Genomic DNA, 18,723 nt, shown 5'->3' with positions numbered 1-18,723 from the left:
TACAGAAGCACGCCATTCTGTAGGAGCGAGCGGGCGGCGATCCGACTTGCCCGCGATCGGTGCGACACGGACCATCAGGTGTTCCGGGTTATTCGACCTGCGCCCAGGTCATGCGAAACGACGCGCCGCCCCACTGCGAATCCGTCACCTCGACCTGGCCGCCGTGGGACTGCGACACCCGCCGCACCAGCGCCAGGCCAAGGCCGAAGCCGCCGGTGCGGCGGTCGCGGCTGGCGTCGAGCCGGGAGAACGGCTCGAAGATTTTCTTGCGCCCCTCCACCGGCACGCCCGGGCCGTCGTCATTGACCTGGACTTCATAACCCTGCCCGACCCGCACCAGGGACACCTCGACGCGCCGCTCGGCGTAGCGAATGGCGTTGCGCAGCAGGTTGATCACCGCCCGCGCCATGAACCGCGGCTCGATGCTGATGCACTCGACCTCGCAGGTGCGGATCAGGATCTGTACCCCCGCCGCTTCCGCCTCCAGGGCGACACTGCCGACCACGCTGTCGAGCCAGCTGTGGGCCTGGATAGTCTCGCGGTTGATCACCGTGGCGCCGTGTTCCAGGCTGGCATAGGTCAGCAGCTCGGAGACCATTTCCTCCAGCTCGCCGAGGTCGGCGTACATGTCGGCGATCAGCTCGCGGTTGTGTTTCGGATCGGACTGCTTGAGCTGGTCGAGTTCGAACGACAGGCGGGCGATGGGCGTGCGCAGCTCATGGGACACCGCGTTGGTCAGCTCGCGCTGATTGGCGATCAGGCCTTCGATGCGGCTGGCCATGCGGTTGAAGTGCTCGGCCAGCTCGCGAATATTCGAGCGCCGCGACAGGTGCAGGCGCGTACTCAGGTCGTTGTCGCCGAACCGTTCGGCCGCCAGCCGCAGTTGCTCCAGATCGCGCCAGTGCGGGCGCACCCAGAAATACAGGACGATGCCCACCAGCGTAGCGAGGAGAAAATAGGCCGCGGTGGTATAGAAGCGGGTCAGCGAGGGCTCTTCCGGCAACTTGATGCTGAGCAATTGCGGGCCCTGGTCGATGCTGGCGATAAACTCGGTGAACGCTTGCCGCACCACCAACTGGTTGGAGGCCAGCAAGGCTTGTTCACGGGCGCTCAGGCCCAGCGCGTCGGCGTTCACCAGGCGCAACTGCAAGCCGTAATGCGGCTGCAACGCCTGCAATTGCCGTTCGCGCTCGGCGCTGTCGAACGGCCGCAACTGTTCCACCAGGCTATAGGCCGGCCCGCGCACCGCATCGCGGTTGTAGGCTTCCAGCGGGTCTTCGAGGATGGCCGTGAAGATGTGATCGACCGCGGTGATCGCCCCGGCAAAACCTATGGCCAGGACAATGTACAAACCCAGAAACAGCCGCAGCATCTAGAGCTCCCACGCGAACGGATTGAACAGATAGCCCTTACCCCAGATGGTCTTGATGCACACCGGCTCGCGAGGGTTGTCCTGGAGTTTGCCGCGCAGCTTGCTGATGTAGACATCGACGCTGCGGTTGAGGCCGTCGAAGGCGATGCCGCGCATGCGGTTGAGGATGTCGTCGCGGGAGAGGATCTTGCCCGCCGAACTGGCCAGCAGCCATAGCAGCTCGAACTCCATGGTGGTCAGCTCGATCGGCTCGCCGGCCAGGCGCACTTCGCGGCAGCTGCGGTCGAGGGTCAGGCGGCCGAATTCCAGCGCGCCGCGCACCGTCGGCTCCGGCAACTGGCGCCGTTGCAGGGCGCGCAGGCGGGCCAGCAGCACCGCCGGCTTGATCGGCTTGATCACGTAGTCGTCGGCGCCGGACTCCAGGCCCAGGATATGGTCCAGGTCGTCTTCCTTGGCGGTGAGGATGACGATGGGCGTGTCCGCCACGTTGCGGATCTCCCGGCACACGTGCAGGCCGCTCTGGCCCGGCAGCATCAGGTCGAGGACGACGATTTTCGGCTTGAACTCGAGAAAGGCCGCCAGCGCCACATCGCCACGATGTACCGTCAGGACCTCGAAACCGTGTTGGGACAGGAAGTGCGCGATCAGCCCGGCGAGCTTCTCGTCATCTTCCACCAGCAATACTTTGCCAAGACCCGGGTTATCCATAAATACCAGTCTGAGTGCGCACAATTGGGGCGCGCATTATAGGCGGCATCGGATAAATCTGAGACCAGGGCAGACAGCAAAAACCGGCCCAGATGGCCGGTTTTCAATGATGTTTCATGCTTTTAAGAGTTTTTTACAATTTGCCCGTAGTTTTATACCGGCGTCGGCCGTTCTACAGAGCAGGCACGCCGCTGTGGAAACGGAACTCGACGTCCGGCGACTCGATCAGCTCACGCTCGGCGGCGCGCACCTTCTCGATCACCTGGGCGATGTCCTTGGCGTCGCCGTACTGATAGGCCAGCTTCAGGTAACCCTGGAAGTGCCGGGCCTCGCTTTTCAGCAGGCCGAAGTAGAACTTGCCCAGTTCTTCGTCCAGGTGCGGCACCAGCGCCTCGAAACGCTCGCAGCTTCGGGCCTCGATAAAGGCGCCGACCACCAGGGTGTCCACCAGCTTCACCGGTTCGTGGCTGCGCACCACCTTGCGCAGGCCCGAGGCATAACGCCCGGCCGACAGCTGGCGCAGTTCGATCTTGCGCCGCTTCATCAGGCGCATGACCTGTTCGTGGTGCACCAGTTCTTCCCGGGCCAGGCGCGACATCATGTTGATCAGGTCGACATGGGAGTGGTACTTGGCGATCAGGCTCAGGGCCGTGCTGGCCGCCTTGAATTCGCAGTTCTTGTGGTCGATCAGCAGGGTTTCCTGATCCGCCAGGGCCGCCTGGACCCAGGCATCCGGCGTGCGGCAGCCGAGGAACTCATGGATTTGTGGCAGGTTCATGGCCGTCCGTCCTTTTGGGCAGCCTTGAAGATAAGGTGCTCGCAAGGCAGGACGGTGGCGACTTCAGGGATAGATAACATGGGGCTCACGGCATAAGGGTTCACGGCGAAGGGCGCCGATTATACCGGCCGCGTCGCAGACCACCAGCCGCGGCGCTTGATGTGCGTCAACAGCCACGGCGACGCGCAGCAACTATAGTTGTGCAACGTAGCCTTCATCCCTCTCTGGAGATCCCGACCATGCAAGCCATCCGCAGCATCCTGGTGGTCATCGAGCCCGAGCATTCCGAAAGCCTTGCGCTCAAGCGCGCCAAGCTGATCGCCGGGGTGACCCAGGCCCATCTGCACCTGCTGGTGTGCGACAAGAAACATGAGCATTCGGCGCTGTTGAGCGTGCTCAAGAGCAGCCTGCTGAGCGAGGGCTACAGCGTGACCACCGAGCAGGCCTGGAACGACAGCCTGCACGGCACCATCATCGACGTGCAGCAGGCCGAAGGCTGTGGCCTGGTGATCAAGCAGCACTTTGCCGACAACCCGCTGAAAAAGGCCCTGCTCACCCCCGCCGACTGGAAACTGCTGCGCTACTGCCCAAGCCCGGTGCTGCTGGTGAAAACCGCCAAGCCCTGGACCGGCGGCGTGATCCTGGCGGCCATCGACGTCGGCAATGTCGACGGCGAGCATCGCACCCTGCATGCCACCATCGTCGACCATGGTTTCGACATCGCCAGCCTGGCCAAGGCGCAGCTGCATGTGATCAGCGCCCATCCGTCGCCGATGCTGTCGGCGTCCGACCCGGTGTTCCAGCTCAAGGAAACCATCGAGGCGCGCTACCGCGAGCAGTGCAAGGCGTTCCAGGCCGAATTCGACATCGACGATACCCACCTGCATATAGAAGAAGGCCCGGCGGACGTGCTGATCCCGCACACCGCCCATGAATTGCAGGCGGCGCTGACCATCATTGGCACCGTGGCGCGCACCGGGATTTCCGGGGCGCTGATCGGCAACACCGCGGAAGTGGTGCTCGATGCCCTGGAAAGCGACGTGCTGGTGCTCAAGCCGGAGGTGATCATGGACCACCTGGAAGAGGTGGCCAGCAAGCATTGAGTGATAGGTTTACTGATAGAACGCCATCGCGAGCAAGCTCGCTCCTACAGGTTGCACATACCTTGTAGGAGCGAGCTTGCTCGCGATGCTTTTTTAGCGGTCAGGCGCCAAAGGCGTCCTTGAGAAACCCCGGGGCGATATACCGCTGGTAATGGGCTTCCGACAGGAGGAAAAACTCCCGATCGATGGCATCACGCAACTCCGGCAGTTCCCAGTCGCGAAACTCCGGCAGCAACACCATCCCGTAGGCCTCCAGCTGGTTGATCACCCGCGCCCCGCGGGCGATCAGCTGATAGGCCCAGCAATATTCCGACTGGTGCGGCACGAAGCGGATCTTGCGCTGCTCCAGTTGCTCGCGCAGCCGCTGGGGATCGAAGACTTCCAGCTTGGCCGCCATCACCTGCACCAGCAATTGCTCGAGACGCAGCCACACCGCGTGCTTTTCTTCCTCGTTGTAGCCGTTCCAGTGGATCACTTCATGGTGGAAACGCTTGCAGCCACGGCACACCAGGTCACCGTAGACAGTGGAGCAGAGGCCGACGCAGGGGGTCTTGATCGTCTGATTGGGCATAAGTAGGCAATTGGCGGAAAAAAGCGAAACAGGCCCGCATGTTAGCCCTTTGTCTAACATTGATCACCCCTCAAACTTCAGGGGCTGAGGGTCTATTGGACTTTGGTGGCGGCCGCGACGGCATCCCGCGCCTTGCCTCGCGCACGTTGGCCCAGCAACGCGACTCGCCACCAAAGTCCAATAGACCCTGTCTTACCTTTAATTTTTTTTTGCCGTAGAATCAGCCAGCCTTTTTAGGCGCCAATGTCCGTTAGAAGCTGTTTTCAAAGCGTCACGAGCACAGTCGTTCCTTCAGAGCGGTGTTGGCGATGGGTCTTTCCAGCGGGGAAAGCCCAGCGCCAACCCTCATCAGCTCCCGTTCTGCAGGCGTAAAACTTTGAAAGCAGCTTCTGTAAGGAATTGTCGGTAATTCTGGCTAAGCGACCCAAAACGTCACGCAGCGCATGAGTACGGCAATTTCGGGATGAGCGTCCCGGACACCCATTTGGGACCACTGATGAGGGTAATACTGTGCTTGAAGCCTACCGCAAACATATCGAAGAGCGTGCAGCCCTGGGTATCGTTCCCCAGCCGCTAAACGCCGAACAAACTGCAGGCCTGGTCGAGCTGCTGAAGAATCCCCCCGCTGGCGAAGAAGCCTTCCTCGTTGACCTGATCACCAATCGCGTTCCGCCAGGAGTCGACGAAGCCGCCTATGTAAAGGCCGGTTTCCTCTCCGCGCTGGCCAAAGGCGAAGCCAAATCCCCTCTGCTGGACAAGAAGCGCGCCGTTGAACTGCTGGGCACCATGCAGGGCGGCTACAACATCGTGACCCTGGTCGAGCTGCTGGACGACGCCGAGCTGGCGCCGGTCGCGGCCGCACAGCTCAAGCACACCCTGTTGATGTTCGATGCCTTCCACGACGTCGCGGAAAAAGCCAAGAACGGCAACGTTCACGCCCAAGCCGTACTGCAATCCTGGGCCGACGGCGAGTGGTTCAAGAACCGCCCGGTACTGGCCGACAAGATCAGCCTGCGCGTGTTCAAGGTGACTGGCGAAACCAACACCGACGACCTGTCCCCTGCCCCGGACGCCTGGTCCCGTCCTGACATCCCGCTGCACGCCCTGGCCATGCTGAAAATGGCCCGTGACGGCATCGTTCCGGACCAGCAAGGCGCCATCGGCCCGATGAAACAGATCGAGCAGATGCGCAACGACGGCTTCCCGATCGCCTACGTCGGCGACGTGGTCGGTACCGGTTCGTCCCGTAAATCGGCAACCAACTCCGTACTGTGGTTCTTCGGCGACGACGTTCCTTACGTGCCGAACAAGCGCGCGGGCGGCTTCTGCTTCGGCAGCAAGATCGCACCGATCTTCTACAACACCATGGAAGACGCCGGCGCCCTGCCGATCGAATTCGATGTGTCGAAGATGAACATGGGCGACGTGATCGACCTGTACCCGCACGCCGGTAAAGTCACCAAGCACAACAGCGACGAAGTCCTGGCCACCTTCGAAATGAAGACCCCGGTCCTGCTCGACGAAGTCCGTGCCGGCGGCCGTATCCCGCTGATCATCGGCCGTGGCCTGACCGAGAAGGCGCGCACCGAACTGGGCCTGCCACCTTCGGACCTGTTCAAGAAGCCGGAAGCTCCGGCCGAAAGCACCAAGGGCTTCACCCTGGCGCAGAAAATGGTCGGCAAGGCGTGCGGCGTCAAAGGCGTGCGTCCGGGCACCTACTGCGAACCGAAGATGACCACCGTCGGCTCCCAGGACACCACTGGCCCGATGACCCGTGACGAACTGAAGGACCTGGCTTGCCTGGGCTTCTCCACCGACCTGGTGATGCAGTCGTTCTGCCACACCGCGGCCTATCCGAAGCCGATCGACGTCACCACCCACCACACCCTGCCTGACTTCATCATGACCCGTGGCGGCGTGTCCCTGCGTCCGGGCGACGGCATCATCCACAGCTGGCTGAACCGCATGCTGCTGCCGGACACCGTCGGCACCGGTGGCGACTCCCACACCCGTTTCCCGATCGGCATCTCGTTCCCGGCCGGTTCCGGCCTGGTGGCCTTCGCCGCCGCCACTGGCGTCATGCCGCTGGACATGCCGGAATCGATCCTGGTCCGCTTCAAGGGCAAGCTGCAGCCTGGCGTCACCCTGCGTGACCTGGTCCACGCCATCCCTTACTACGCGATCCAGAAAGGCCTGCTGACCGTCGAGAAGAAAGGCAAGAAGAACGCCTTCTCCGGCCGCATCCTGGAGATCGAAGGTCTGGAAACCCTGACCGTCGAGCAAGCCTTCGAACTGTCCGACGCCTCGGCCGAACGTTCGGCTGCCGGTTGCACCATCAAGCTGTCCAAAGAGTCGATCGCCGAATACCTGCAGTCGAACATCACCCTGCTGCGCTGGATGATCGGCGAAGGCTACGGCGATGCCCGTACCCTGGAACGTCGCGCCCAGGCCATGGAAGCCTGGCTGGCCAACCCTGAGCTGCTGGAAGCCGACAAGGACGCCGAATACGCCGAAGTCATCGAGATCGACCTGGCCGACGTCAAGGAGCCTGTGCTCTGCGCGCCGAACGACCCGGACGACGCTCGCCTGCTCTCCAGCGTGGCTGGCGAGAAGATCGACGAAGTGTTCATTGGTTCCTGCATGACCAACATCGGTCACTTCCGCGCTGCCGGCAAACTGCTGGATCAGGTCAAGGGCCAGCTGCCAACCCGCCTGTGGCTGTCGCCGCCGACCAAGATGGACGCTCACCAGCTGACCGAAGAAGGCTACTACGGCATCTACGGCAAGGCTGGCGCGCGCATGGAAATGCCGGGCTGCTCGCTGTGCATGGGTAACCAGGCACGTGTAGAGCCGAACTCCACCGTGGTTTCGACTTCGACCCGTAACTTCCCGAACCGTCTGGGTGACGGCGCGAACGTCTACCTGGCTTCGGCCGAGCTGGCGTCCGTTGCGTCCATCCTGGGTCGCCTGCCGACCGTCGAGGAATACATGGAATACGCCGGCAAGATCGACAGCATGGCAGCGGACGTGTACCGCTACCTGAGCTTCGACCAGATCGCCGAGTTCCGTGAGGCTGCTGCGAACGCCAAGATTCCGGTGGTTCAAGCCTAACGCTGCAAGGCAATGAAGAACGCCGCGTATCCCACGACGATACGCGGCGTTTTTTTTATCCCGGCGATCGACTCGCTAGTCGCTCTGGCAGCAGAACGCCAGGCGTCTTTGCCTACCAGATCTGGTAGTTGTTAGCCCTCCCCGCCCTTGCTAAAAATCACGCCACTGCCAACGGCACCCGACGCTCGCCCGAACGTCGAACGCTGCCCGCTTGCCACGGCCTTGGGATGACAGCTGTCAACCCGCGCCGATCGCTCAAAGCGCTCACACGACTATAAAAACATCCCGCGCACGACAGCTGGATCTCAGCTGCCGCGGACTCTTTCGCCCCGTCAAAAGCAACAAATGGAGGTGTGCTATGTGGCGTAACCATTGTGTGATCGAGAAAGCGTTCAACGACTACTGTGTGCATGTCGAACAATTGGGCAGCGACCCGCAACGCAAGACGGTGTTGCTGGTCAACGGTGCCATGGCCACCACCACCGCCTTCGCCCGCACCAGCCGCTGCCTGGCCGAACATTTCAATGTGGTGATGTTCGACCTGCCGTTCTCCGGCAACTCGCGGCCACACAACCCGGACCAGCGCCTGGTGACCAAGGACGACGAAGTGGCGATCCTGCTGGCGCTGATCGAGCGTTTCAAGGTCAACCACGTGGTGTCCACCTCCTGGGGCGGCCTGTCGACCCTGCTGGCCCTGACCCACAACCCGGGCACCGTGGAAAGCTCGGTGGTGATGTCCTTCACCCCCCTCCTCAACCCGCCGATGCTCGATTACATAAGCAGCGCCCAGGCCTTGCTGGAGCGGCAGGACAGCGGCGGGATCGGCCACCTGCTCAACGACACCCTGGGCAAGCACCTGCCACCGCGCCTGAAGGCCGCCAACCAGTTGCACATGGCCACCCTGGTGGACGCCGAGCGGCACCAGGTGCGCTTTCATATCGAACAGGCGCTCAGGCTCAACCAGGGCACCTTCGTCCAGCGCCTGGCAGCGATCGACAGCCATGTGCATTTCATCAATGGCGCGTGGGACGAATACACCCCGGCGCAGGACGCCCGGCAGTTCCGCCGTTATGTGCGCGATTGCAGCTTCGCGGTGGTCGAGGGCAGCGGGCACTTTCTCGACCTGGAATCGAGAACCGCCGCCGACGGCGTACATCGCGCCCTGCTCGCCCAGTTGCTGCCCAGCGCCCGCGAGCCGGCCACCGCTGTGGAACCCATGACCCGCCTGCGCTCTGCCTGAAACTGCCCCATCCCCCTGGCCGGAAACAGCCAGAACACTCAAGGAAAAGAGTTATGTGCATGATCGCCAGCGGTTTTGCCGGGGACGTCTTTTGCCCTTATCGGCCTGGCCAGCGCCTTTACGGCACACGGCCAAAGCGCGACATATTGACGCAGGCCAGCCTTGGCCATGAGCCCCCTTGCAGAGTGCCACCGTCCGAATTGCCGGCCCCGCGCCCGGGCGGCCCGATGAAGGACGCCGGATCAGGGCAGTTGCGGGGTTTTCTATGAACTTCATGAATATTGACAGCGTATTGCCCTGGACTAGATTCCCTGACGTGCAAGGAATCAAGGCAAACGCCATGGAGAAACGACAGGATTTCATGCACTGGTGGAACGACCTGCGCATGGAGATGCTCAAGCAACAGGAGAGCGCACAGGTATTCGCGCTGCTGGAACGGGAAGTCCGGTCCCTGGGGTTTGATTTCTACGCTTACGGAGTCAGGCATTCGATCCCCTTCACCCGCCCGAAAATCGATATCTATGGCTCCTATCCGCAAGCCTGGATAGAGCGTTACCAGCAACAGAACTACGCCGCGATCGACCCGACGATCCTCAACGGCCTGCGCTCCACGGAAATGGTGGTCTGGAGCGACGCCTTGTTCGGCAAAGGCTCGGTACTGTGGGGCGAGGCCCGGGAATGGGGTTTGCGGGTGGGCGCCACCTTGCCCATCCACACGCCCGACAGCGCCCTGAGCGTGTTGTCGGTGGCCCGCGAATGCACGGCGATCAGCGCCGTGGAACTGGGCGAAATCCGCCTGCGCCTGCGCTGCATCATCGAACTGGCGACCACGCGCCTCGGCGAACTCGGGCACCCCAGCAGCCAGGTCGAACAGCTGGAGCTGAGCGCGCGCGAGCGGGAAATCCTGCAATGGACGGCCGACGGCAAGAGTTCCGGGGAGATTGCCCTGATCCTGGGCATCTCGGTGAATACCGTGAACTTCCACCTCAAGGTCATCCAGAAGAAATTCGGCGCGGCCAACAAGACCCTGGCCGCCGCCTATGCCGCCGTCCTGGGGCTGATCTGATGCTTCATTCGACGATAAGGATATCGACCCATGATCACTGTGGTTTCACGGCATGAAAGCCAGCTTTCACCGACCCTGCGCGACGACCTCGGCCGCTATCGCCATGCGGTCTTCATCAAGCAATTGGGTTGGCGACTACCCGCCTGCACCCGCGAGTGCGGGCACGAGGTCGATCAGTTCGACCATGCCGACACCCGCTACACCCTGGCGCTGGACAGCGAGGAAAAGATCCACGGCTGCGCCCGCTTGCTGCCGACCACCCAGCCCTATCTGCTGGCGGACGTGTTCGGTTTTCTCTGCGACCGGCCCTTGCCGCGGCAGCACGACACCTGGGAAATCTCGCGTTTCGCCGCCTCGGCCCTGGAAAACGGCAAGCTGCCGATGCGGGTGTTCTGGCACACCCTGCACACCGCCTGGACCCTGGGCGCGAACTCGGTGGTGGCGGTGACCACGCCGGCGCTGGAGCGTTACTTCCTGCGCCATGGCGTGGCGCTGAGCCGGCTCGGCCAGCCGCAACGGGTCAACCGCGACCACTTGCTGGCCCTGGACTTTGCGGCCTACCAGAAAAACGGCCGCGCCGCGCTTTACACGCAGTCAGCGGCCGTGGCTTCGCTGAATCAGGCATTTCTGCGCAGCAACCCACCGCCAACACGCGGTGGGCCGCCGGCGGGTCAGGCGCTCAGGGAGTAGACCAGCGCGGTGATCGCCACCAGGCCGACCAGGGTGACGAACACGTTGGAGGCCTGGCCGCGGTAGCGGGCCATGGCCGGCACCTTGCGGATGGCGTACATCGGCATCAGGAACAGGATGGCCGCGATGATCGGGCCGCCCAGGGTCTCGATCATCCCGAGGATGCTCGGGTTGAGCGTGGCGACTATCCAGCACACCACCAGCATGAAGGCCGCGGTCATGCGGTCCAGGGCCTTGGCGCCCGGGCGGCGGCCGCTTTTCACGATCAGCCCCTTGAGGCCTTCGCTGGCGCCGATGTAATGGCCCAGGAACGACTTGGCGATGGCCACGAACGCGATCAGCGGCGCGGCGAAAGCGATGGTCGGGTTGCTGAAGTGGTTGGCCAGGTACGACAGGATCGACAGGTTCTGCGCCTTGGCTTCGGCCAGTTGGGCCGGCGACAGGGTCAGCACGCAGCTGAAGACGAAGAACAGCACCATCGCCACCATCAGCAGGTGCGCGCGGGAGAGGATCTGCGAGCTGCGCTCTTCGGCGTGTGCGCCATAACGACGCTTCTGGTCCACGGCAAAGGCCGAGATGATCGGCGAATGGTTGAACGAGAACACCATGACCGGGATCGCCAGCCACAGGGTGTGCAGGAACGCCGAAGGTTCAGGCAGGGTGCTGGCGGTGCTGAGGATGCCGCCGTTCCAGTGCGGAACCAGGAACACCGCGAGGAACAGCAAGGCGACGATGAACGGGTAGACCATCAGGCTCATGGCCTTGACGATCACCTGCTCGCCGCAGCGCACCACGGCCAGCAGGCCGAGGATCAGCACCAGCGACAGCACGGCGCGCGGCGGCGGCATGATGTGCAACTGGTGCTCCATGAAGCTGCCCACGGTGTTGGTCAGGGCCACGCTGTAGATCAGCAGGATCGGGAAGATGGCGAAGAAGTACAGCAAGGTGATCAGGGCGCCGGCCTTGATCCCGAAATGCTCTTCCACCACTTCGGTGATGTCCGCGCCGTCACGCCCGGAGAGCACGAAGCGGGTCAGGCCACGGTGGGCGAAGAAGGTCATCGGGAACGCCAGCAGCGCCAGGATCAGCAGCGGCCAGAAGCCGCCCAGGCCGGCGTTGATCGGCAAGAACAGGGTCCCTGCGCCGATGGCGGTGCCGAACAGGCCCAGCATCCAGGTAGTGTCTTGGCGATTCCAGCTCGCGAGGGTCGCTGGGGCTGCCGCTTCAAAGCGTTGATCAACGCTGTTGGCCTGATCATTCATCCGGTGGGATCTCCACATTCCGGTCATTTGCCACTCGGCCAGGACGCGTCGGAATACCCGACAGACAGAGCCCTCGCCGAAACAGGGGCGCGATTGTCCGGGATTACTCGGCAGAAGCAAAGACTTAGCTGAGGAACGGTTTGCCGGTGCAGATGTCTGGAGCGCGGTTTTGCGGGGTCAGGCGCAGCCTTTCATTGATCTGCGGCAAGCGCTGGATTCAGGTCCAGGCCTGGCCTTCGTGCTGGATGTAACGCAGAAGCCAGGGCAAGGCCCTGGCTTCTGGTTGGTTGCAACAAGGCGGTCCGGTTCAAGGTTTGCCCGCCATCGGCAGACGCTAGGCCTGCCCTTGCGTTTCCTCTTCCTTCAACGCCGCCTGCACCAGGGGGTGCAGCACCGCGCCGGGGTGTGTCACCTCCCAGGCGGTCAACTCTCTGCACATGGCCGGCGTCCAGAAGCTTTTCAGGTGCTGGCGCACGCTGCGCACTGCCTGGGCCTTGTCCGGTTCGCTGGCGAAGAACTGGGCAATCTGGTTGGCCATCTTGATCAGGCTTTCGCTGCTCATCGGCGTACCTCGGCTTTCTCGGCATGACGACGTTCCCGCAGCAGGCGCCCCTGTTCATCGCTGAACGCCTGATAGCGTTTCTGCCATTCGGAAGGCTGGTTGACCCGCACCACCTCCACCGCCGTCACCTTGTATTCCGGGCAGTTGGTGGCCCAGTCGGAGTTGTCGGTGGTGATCACGTTGGCGCCCGATTCCGGGAAGTGGAAGGTGGTGTAGACCACCCCCGGCGCCACCCGCTCGCTGACCTTGGCCCGCAACACCGTCTGCCCGGCGCGGCTGCCGATGCCGACCCAGTCGCCATCGACGATGCCGCGGTTCTCGGCGTCGGTCGGGTGGATTTCCAGGCGGTCCTCCTCGTGCCAGGCCACGTTGTCGGTGCGCCGGGTCTGGGCGCCGACGTTGTACTGGCTGAGGATGCGCCCGGTGGTCAGCAGCAACGGGTAGCGGCTGTTGACCTTCTCCTCGGTGGGCACGTAGCCGGTGAGCATGAAGCGGCCCTTGCCGCGCACGAACTCATCGATGTGCATGGTCGGCGTGCCGTCCGGCGCGGCATCGTTGCACGGCCATTGCAGGCTGCCGTGACGGTCCAGCTCGGCGTAGCTGACACGGTGGAAAGTCGGGGTCAGGCGTGCGATCTCATCCATGATCTCCGATGGATGGCTGTACTGCATCTTGTAGCCCAGGGCGTCGGCCAGGGCGATGGTGGCCTCCCAGTCGGCCTTGCCGGCCAGCGGTTCCATGACCTTGCGCACCCGCGAGATGCGGCGTTCGGCGTTGGTGAAGGTGCCGTCCTTCTCGAGGAAGGAGCTGCCCGGCAGGAACACATGGGCGAACTTGGCCGTCTCGTTGAGGAAGATGTCCTGCACCACCACGCACTCCATGGCCGTCAGGGCGGCGGTCACGTGCTGGGTGTTGGGGTCGCTCTGGGCGATGTCCTCGCCCTGGCAATAGAGCGCCTTGAAGGTGCCGTCCAGGGCCGCCTCGAACATGTTGGGGATGCGCAGGCCCGGGTCGGGTTGCAGGGTCACGTTCCAGGCCTGTTCGAACTCGGCGCGCACCGCCTCGTTGGAAATATGCCGATAGCCAGGCAGCTCATGGGGGAAGGAACCCATGTCGCAGGAGCCCTGGACGTTGTTCTGCCCGCGCAGCGGGTTGACCCCGACACCCTCGCGGCCGATGTTGCCGGTGACCATCGCCAGGTTGGCGATGCCCATCACCGAGGTGCTGCCCTGGCTGTGCTCGGTGACGCCCAGGCCGTAGTAGATGGCCGCGTTGCCACCGGTGGCGTACAGCCGCGCGGCCTCGCGGATCTGTTTGGCCGGCACCCCGCAAATCGGCCCCAGGACCTCGGGGGAATTCTCCGCCAGGCTGACGAAATCGCGCCAGCGGGCGAAGTCCGCCGCTTCGCAGCGCTGATCGACGAAAGTCTGGTTGACCAGGCCCTCGGTGACGATCACATGGGCCAATGCGTTGAGCATGGCCACGTTGGTGCCCGGACGCAGCTGCAAATGCAGGTCGGCACGGGCATGGGGCGAATCCACCAGGTCGATGCGCCGCGGGTCGATGACGATCAACCGCGCGCCCTGGCGCAGGCGGCGCTTGAGCTGAGAGCCGAATACCGGGTGCGCGTCGGTGGGGTTGGCGCCCATCACCAGGATGACGTCGGCCTGCATCACCGAGTCGAAACTCTGGGTACCGGCGGACTCGCCCAGCGTCTGCTTGAGGCCGTAGCCGGTGGGCGAATGGCAGACCCGGGCGCAGGTGTCGACGTTGTTGTTGCCGAAGGCGGTGCGCACCAGCTTCTGCACCAGGTACGTCTCTTCGTTGGTGCAACGGCTGGAGGTGATGCCACCGATGGAATCGCGTCCGTATTTCAACTGGATGCGGCGCAACTCGCTGGCCGCGTAGGTGACCGCCTCTTCCCAGCTGACCTCTTGCCACGGATCGCTGATGTGCTTACGGATCATCGGCTTGGTGATGCGGTCCGGGTGGGTGGCGTAGCCCCAGGCGAAGCGCCCTTTGACGCAGGAGTGGCCGTGGTTGGCCTGGCCGTTCTTGTCCGGGACCATGCGCACCAGTTGCTCGCCTTTCATCTCGGCGCGGAAGGAGCAGCCCACGCCACAGTAGGCGCAGGTGGTGATGACGCTGCGCTCGGGCTGGCCGATTTCCACCACGCTCTTTTCCATCAGGGTCGCGGTCGGGCAGGCCTGCACGCAGGCGCCGCAGGACACGCACTCGGAGTCGAGGAAATTGTCGCCGCCGGCCGCCGCCACTCGCGAATCGAAGCCGCGCCCGCTGATCGTCAGGGCGAAGGTGCCCTGGGTTTCCTCGCAGGCGCGCACGCAGCGGTTGCAGACGATGCACTTGCTCGGGTCGTAGTCGAAATAGGGGTTGGAGACGTCCTTCTGTTCGTCCAGGTGGTTGGCGCCCTCGTAGCCGTAGCGCACTTCCCGCAGGCCCACCTGCCCCGCCACCGTCTGCAACTCGCAGTTGCCGTTGGCCGAACACGTCAGGCAGTCCAGCGGGTGGTCGGAGATGTACAGCTCCATCACGTTGCGCCGCAGGCTGGCGAGTTTGGAAGTCTGGGTGTGGACGACCATGCCCTCGGTCACCGGCGTGGTGCAGGAGGCCGGATAGCCGCGCATGCCCTCGATCTCCACCAGGCACATGCGGCAGGAGCCGAAGGCTTCCAGGCTGTCGGTGGCACAGAGTTTGGGGATGGTGGTGCCGAGCAGTGCCGCGGCGCGCATCACCGAAGTGCCGGAAGCCACGCTGATTTCCCGGCCGTCGATGGTCAGGCTGACCTGCACCGCGCTTTCGCGGGCCGGGGTGCCGAGGTCGATATCACTGGTTGGGTCGAAGATATTGATCATTGGTCAGCCTCCGTGGTCGCCAGACCGAAGTCGGCGGGAAAGTGCTTGAGGGCGCTGGCGACAGGGTAGGAAGTCATCCCGCCCAGGGCACAGAGCGAGCCGTATTGCAGGGTGTCGCAGAGGTCTTGCAGCAGCAGCGCCTGTTCCTCGCGGGCCGCGGCGTCGGTGCTGGCGATCAAGCGGTCCACCACCTCTACCCCGCGGGTCGAGCCGATCCGGCACGGCGTGCACTTGCCGCAGGATTCCTCGGCGCAGAACTGCAAGGCGAAACGAGCCATCTGGGCCATGTCCAGGCTGTCGTCGGCGACCACCACGCCACCGTGGCCGAGCATCGCGCCCATGGCGGCGAACGCCTCGTAGTCCAGCGGCGTATCGAACTGCGCGGGGGGCACCCAGGCGCCCAGCGGCCCACCCACTTGCGCCGCCTTCAATGGCCGGCCGCTGGCGGTACCGCCGCCATAACCTTCCACCAGCTCGCGCAGGCTCAGGCCGAAGGCACGTTCGACCAGGCCCGCCTGGCGGACGTTGCCGGCCAGTTGGAACGGCATGGTGCCCAGGGAACGTCCCATGCCGAAGTCGCGATAGAACTGCGCGCCCTTCTCCAGGATGATCGGTACCGAGGCCAGGGTCAGCACGTTGTGCACCAGCGTTGGCAAGCCGAACAGGCCCTGCAGCGCCGGCAGCGGCGGCTTGGCGCGAACCGTGCCGCGCTTGCCTTCGAGGGACTCCAGCAGCGCCGTTTCCTCACCGCAGATGTAGGCCCCGGCCCCCACCCGCACGTCCAGCTCGAAGGGGCGGCCGCTACCGCCCACGTTCGCCCCCAGGTAACCGGCCTCGCGGGCGATGCGCAGGGCCTCGTTCAGGGTGCCGATGGCGTCCGGGTATTCCGAGCGCACGTAGATATAGCCCTGGCTTGCGCCCACGGCGATGCCGGCGATGATCATGCCTTCGATCAGCAGGAAGGGGTCGCCCTCCATCAGCATGCGGTCGGCGAAGGTGCCGGAGTCGCCTTCATCGGCGTTACAGACCACATATTTCTGGGCACCCGCGGCTTCGCGCACGGTGCGCCACTTGATACCCGCCGGAAAGGCCGCGCCACCCCGGCCGCGCAGGCCGGAGTCGAGCACGCTGGCGACCACCTCATCGCCCGCCATCTGGATGGCCCGGGCCAGGCCGCGGAAACCGCCCTGGGCGCGGTAATCGTCCAGGGACAGCGGCTGGGTGATGCCGGCCCGAGCGAACAGCAGGCGCTGCTGGCTCTTCAGATAGGGGATCTCTTCCACCGGCCCCAGGGCCAAGGGATGGCTGACAGGATCTGCCGCCAGGGCGTCGAGCAGGCTCGGTACGTCCTCCGCGGTCAGGGGGCCGAAACCCAGGCGGCCGTCGGCGCTGTCCACTTCCAGCAGCGGCTCCAGCCAATAGAGGCCACGGGAACTGGTGCGGCACAGCTCCAAGGGCAGTTGTCGACGTTCGGCCTCACGCACCAGCGCCACGGCCACCTTGTCCGCGCCCACGGCACGGGCCACCGAATCGCGGGGGATATAGAGCTTCAGCATGCGCCATCCTCCAGGCAGCCACTGACCAGCTGGCGCAGGCGCTCGGGGGTGATCCGGGCGTGCAGCTCGCCGTCCAGTTCCAGGGCCGGCGAACAGGCGCAGGCCCCCAGGCAATAGACGGGACGCAGGTTGATACTGCCGTCGGCGGTGGTGCCATGGTCGTCCAGCAACAGTTGTTCGCGCAGCTGCGCAGCCAGGTGTTCGGCGCCCCGGCTCTGGCAGGACTCGGCCCGGCACAGGCGCAGGGTATGGCGCGCGGGCGGTGTGGTACGGAAATCGTGGTAGAAGCTGATCACGCCGTGCACTTCAGCCAGGCTGAGGTTGAGGGCATGGGCGATCTCGGGGATGGCGGTGTCGGGGATGTACCCACAACCGTCCTGAATGGCGTGGAGAATGGGCAGCAAGGCACCGGGAGTGTCCTTTTCGCGCTCCAATACGCTGTGAATCAAAGGCAGGTGAAGCGTGTCATCAGACATAAACGTACCTCGGCATCTCGAACGCCACCGCCGCATAGCGGCAGCCGTCCGGAGTCTTCGGCTGCAGCGCCCGAGCACGTCACGGAGGCGTGGATCCTCGGTCGCCATTCTTGCTCTCCGGCCAAGTGTCTTGGCGCACCGGGTCCGGGGCATCCTGGAAGCTTGCCCATCACCATAGCCCGGCGATTGCACCCAGGCGACCCATCGTGTCCTGAAAGCGACCTGCTGGTCAGGAGCGCTGACCCGCATCCGCTCAAGACACTCAAGCAAGCTCAGCGTAGCCCACGGGGCCCTTCGATTACCCGCCCGCCCGGCTCGCTGATGCAGCGCTGCAAAAAGCGGCACCAGGCCTTCGGCGCCTTCGCCCGACGGCTGAAAACCGCCAATGCCCGGACACTCAAACCAGCATCCCTCTCGGATTGACAGTGCGCGAACCCCGGCCCCATGATCGGCGCCATGAATCCTTTCCCGCGCCGCCTCACCCGCACTACCACCACGACCGCTTCCGGCGGGTCGTGTGGTCGCTGCATGAGCTGACAACAGCGCAGTCGAACCCAAGGCCCCGCCAGCAATGGACGGGGCCTTTTGTTTCTCCGTCCAGCTGGCTCACAAGGAGAAACACCATGCCGTCACCCCAGGCCCAGCGCCCCGCCCTGCTGATCGTCGACATGCAGGTCGGCCTGTTTCACGGACCAGAGCAGCCCTTCGAGGGGCAGCGCGTGCTCGACAACATCAACCAGTTGATCCACCGCGCCCGGCAGGCCGGCGCGCCGGTGATCGCCGTGCGCCATACCGGCCCGCAAGGTTCGCCCATCGCCGCCGGCAGCGCGCCGTGGCAACTGCTGCCGCAATTGCAGCTCGAAGCCAGCGACCTGCGGCTGGACAAAACCCGCCCCAATTGTTTTGTCGGCACCGGGCTGGCCGAACAGCTGCGGGCCGAGCAGATCGATGAGCTGGTGATTGTCGGCATGAAGACCCAGTACTGCATCGACGCGACCTGCCGCGCCGTCCTGGACCTGGGGTTCGCCGCCGTGCTGGTGGAGGATGCCCATACCTGCATGGACACCCCGGCGCTGCCGGCCCGGGCGATCATCGAGCACCACAACGCGACCCTGGACGGCGCCTTTGTCCGGCGAGTGAAAACTGCTGATATTCGCTTCTGAGCATTCACCCTGAAGGAGTGGTGCCCTCCAGTCCGTTATCGCGGGCAAGCCTCGCTCCTACAGAAGCCATGTCAGGCGCGAGACCGTGATCGCCGCTGCTTCTGTAGGAGCCAAGCTTGCTGGCGATAAGGCACTCGAGAGCGGCGACATTCTCCAGGCCGCAGCCGCGGGAAAAACCCGCGACTGCGCCTT

Annotated in this window: 15 protein-coding genes; 6 read left to right on the top strand and 9 right to left on the bottom strand. The window is 64.1% G+C overall.

Annotation, left to right across the window (positions count from 1 at the left end; translation table 11 throughout):
• Positions 1-88: 88 nt before the first annotated feature.
• From J4D28_RS17435 to J4D28_RS17425, 3 genes are all read right to left on the bottom strand, one after another.
• Positions 89-1,372 (bottom strand): ATP-binding protein, encoded by a 1,284-nt coding sequence (locus J4D28_RS17435; protein WP_009048523.1) that lies wholly within the window; start codon positions 1,370-1,372, stop codon positions 89-91.
• Complete coding sequence (locus tag J4D28_RS17430; protein WP_009048522.1) at positions 1,373-2,080, bottom strand: winged helix-turn-helix domain-containing protein; 708 nt, start codon at positions 2,078-2,080, stop codon at positions 1,373-1,375. It abuts the gene before it with no gap.
• A 172-nt stretch (positions 2,081-2,252) separates the two neighbouring features.
• The gene (locus tag J4D28_RS17425) at positions 2,253-2,858 is read right to left on the bottom strand and encodes a tRNA-(ms[2]io[6]A)-hydroxylase (protein ID WP_009048521.1); all 606 of its coding nucleotides are present in this window, start codon (positions 2,856-2,858) and stop codon (positions 2,253-2,255) included.
• A 239-nt stretch (positions 2,859-3,097) separates the two neighbouring features.
• On the opposite strand from J4D28_RS17425, the gene J4D28_RS17420 reads away from it, so the two are divergent.
• Positions 3,098-3,961 carry a universal stress protein gene (locus J4D28_RS17420; protein WP_009048520.1) on the top strand — a complete coding sequence of 288 codons (864 nt, stop codon included), beginning with the start codon at positions 3,098-3,100 and terminating at the stop codon, positions 3,959-3,961.
• 100 nt (positions 3,962-4,061) lie between these two features.
• On the opposite strand, the gene J4D28_RS17415 is transcribed toward J4D28_RS17420, so the two are convergent.
• The gene (locus J4D28_RS17415; RefSeq protein ID WP_009043436.1) at positions 4,062-4,532 is read right to left on the bottom strand and encodes a DUF1289 domain-containing protein; all 471 of its coding nucleotides are present in this window, start codon (positions 4,530-4,532) and stop codon (positions 4,062-4,064) included.
• Between the two features lie 510 nt (positions 4,533-5,042).
• On the opposite strand from J4D28_RS17415, the gene acnB reads away from it, so the two are divergent.
• The 4 genes from acnB (at position 5,043) to J4D28_RS17395 (ending at position 10,639) form a co-directional block, all read left to right on the top strand.
• Positions 5,043-7,643, top strand: a complete 2,601-nt coding sequence (acnB, locus tag J4D28_RS17410) for a bifunctional aconitate hydratase 2/2-methylisocitrate dehydratase (protein ID WP_009048519.1) — start codon at positions 5,043-5,045, stop codon at positions 7,641-7,643.
• Between the two features lie 358 nt (positions 7,644-8,001).
• A complete protein-coding gene (locus tag J4D28_RS17405; RefSeq protein WP_009048518.1) occupies positions 8,002-8,883 on the top strand; it encodes an alpha/beta fold hydrolase in 882 nt (293 codons plus the stop codon).
• Between the two features lie 340 nt (positions 8,884-9,223).
• Positions 9,224-9,949: an autoinducer binding domain-containing protein gene (locus J4D28_RS17400; RefSeq protein ID WP_016701827.1), complete on the top strand. Its 726-nt coding sequence runs from the start codon at positions 9,224-9,226 to the stop codon at positions 9,947-9,949.
• 30 nt (positions 9,950-9,979) lie between these two features.
• Positions 9,980-10,639 carry an acyl-homoserine-lactone synthase gene (locus tag J4D28_RS17395; RefSeq protein WP_038631835.1) on the top strand — a complete coding sequence of 220 codons (660 nt, stop codon included), beginning with the start codon at positions 9,980-9,982 and terminating at the stop codon, positions 10,637-10,639.
• Here the strand turns inward: J4D28_RS17395 and J4D28_RS17390 are convergent.
• The 5 genes from J4D28_RS17390 to J4D28_RS17370 form a co-directional block, all read right to left on the bottom strand.
• Positions 10,621-11,901: a serine/threonine transporter gene (locus J4D28_RS17390; protein ID WP_009048515.1), complete on the bottom strand. Its 1,281-nt coding sequence runs from the start codon at positions 11,899-11,901 to the stop codon at positions 10,621-10,623. The genes J4D28_RS17395 and J4D28_RS17390 overlap by 19 nt on opposite strands.
• A gap of 334 nt (positions 11,902-12,235) precedes the next feature.
• Positions 12,236-12,463, bottom strand: coding sequence for a formate dehydrogenase subunit delta (locus tag J4D28_RS17385; RefSeq protein WP_103331360.1), 228 nt, complete (start codon positions 12,461-12,463; stop codon positions 12,236-12,238).
• A complete protein-coding gene (gene fdhF, locus J4D28_RS17380) occupies positions 12,460-15,336 on the bottom strand; it encodes a formate dehydrogenase subunit alpha (RefSeq protein WP_103331361.1) in 2,877 nt (958 codons plus the stop codon). Before fdhF ends, J4D28_RS17385 begins: the two co-directional genes overlap by 4 nt.
• Positions 15,333-16,892, bottom strand: a complete 1,560-nt coding sequence (locus J4D28_RS17375; protein ID WP_103331362.1) for an NADH-quinone oxidoreductase subunit NuoF — start codon at positions 16,890-16,892, stop codon at positions 15,333-15,335. Before J4D28_RS17375 ends, fdhF begins: the two co-directional genes overlap by 4 nt.
• On the bottom strand, positions 16,886-17,368 hold the full coding sequence (locus J4D28_RS17370) for a formate dehydrogenase subunit gamma (RefSeq protein ID WP_009048511.1): 483 nt from the start codon (positions 17,366-17,368) through the stop codon (positions 16,886-16,888). Before J4D28_RS17370 ends, J4D28_RS17375 begins: the two co-directional genes overlap by 7 nt.
• Positions 17,369-17,991: 623 nt before the next feature.
• On the opposite strand from J4D28_RS17370, the gene J4D28_RS17365 reads away from it, so the two are divergent.
• The gene (locus J4D28_RS17365) at positions 17,992-18,531 is read left to right on the top strand and encodes a cysteine hydrolase family protein (protein ID WP_041986584.1); all 540 of its coding nucleotides are present in this window, start codon (positions 17,992-17,994) and stop codon (positions 18,529-18,531) included.
• Positions 18,532-18,723: the final 192 nt, after the last annotated feature.

It is taken from the genome of Pseudomonas sp. GW531-T4, from assembly GCF_017349615.1.
In the GTDB taxonomy this organism is placed as follows: domain Bacteria; phylum Pseudomonadota; class Gammaproteobacteria; order Pseudomonadales; family Pseudomonadaceae; genus Aquipseudomonas; species Aquipseudomonas chlororaphis_I.
The sequence above is the reverse complement of the archived record's forward strand: the minus strand, read 5'-3'. Positions and strand labels throughout refer to the sequence as shown.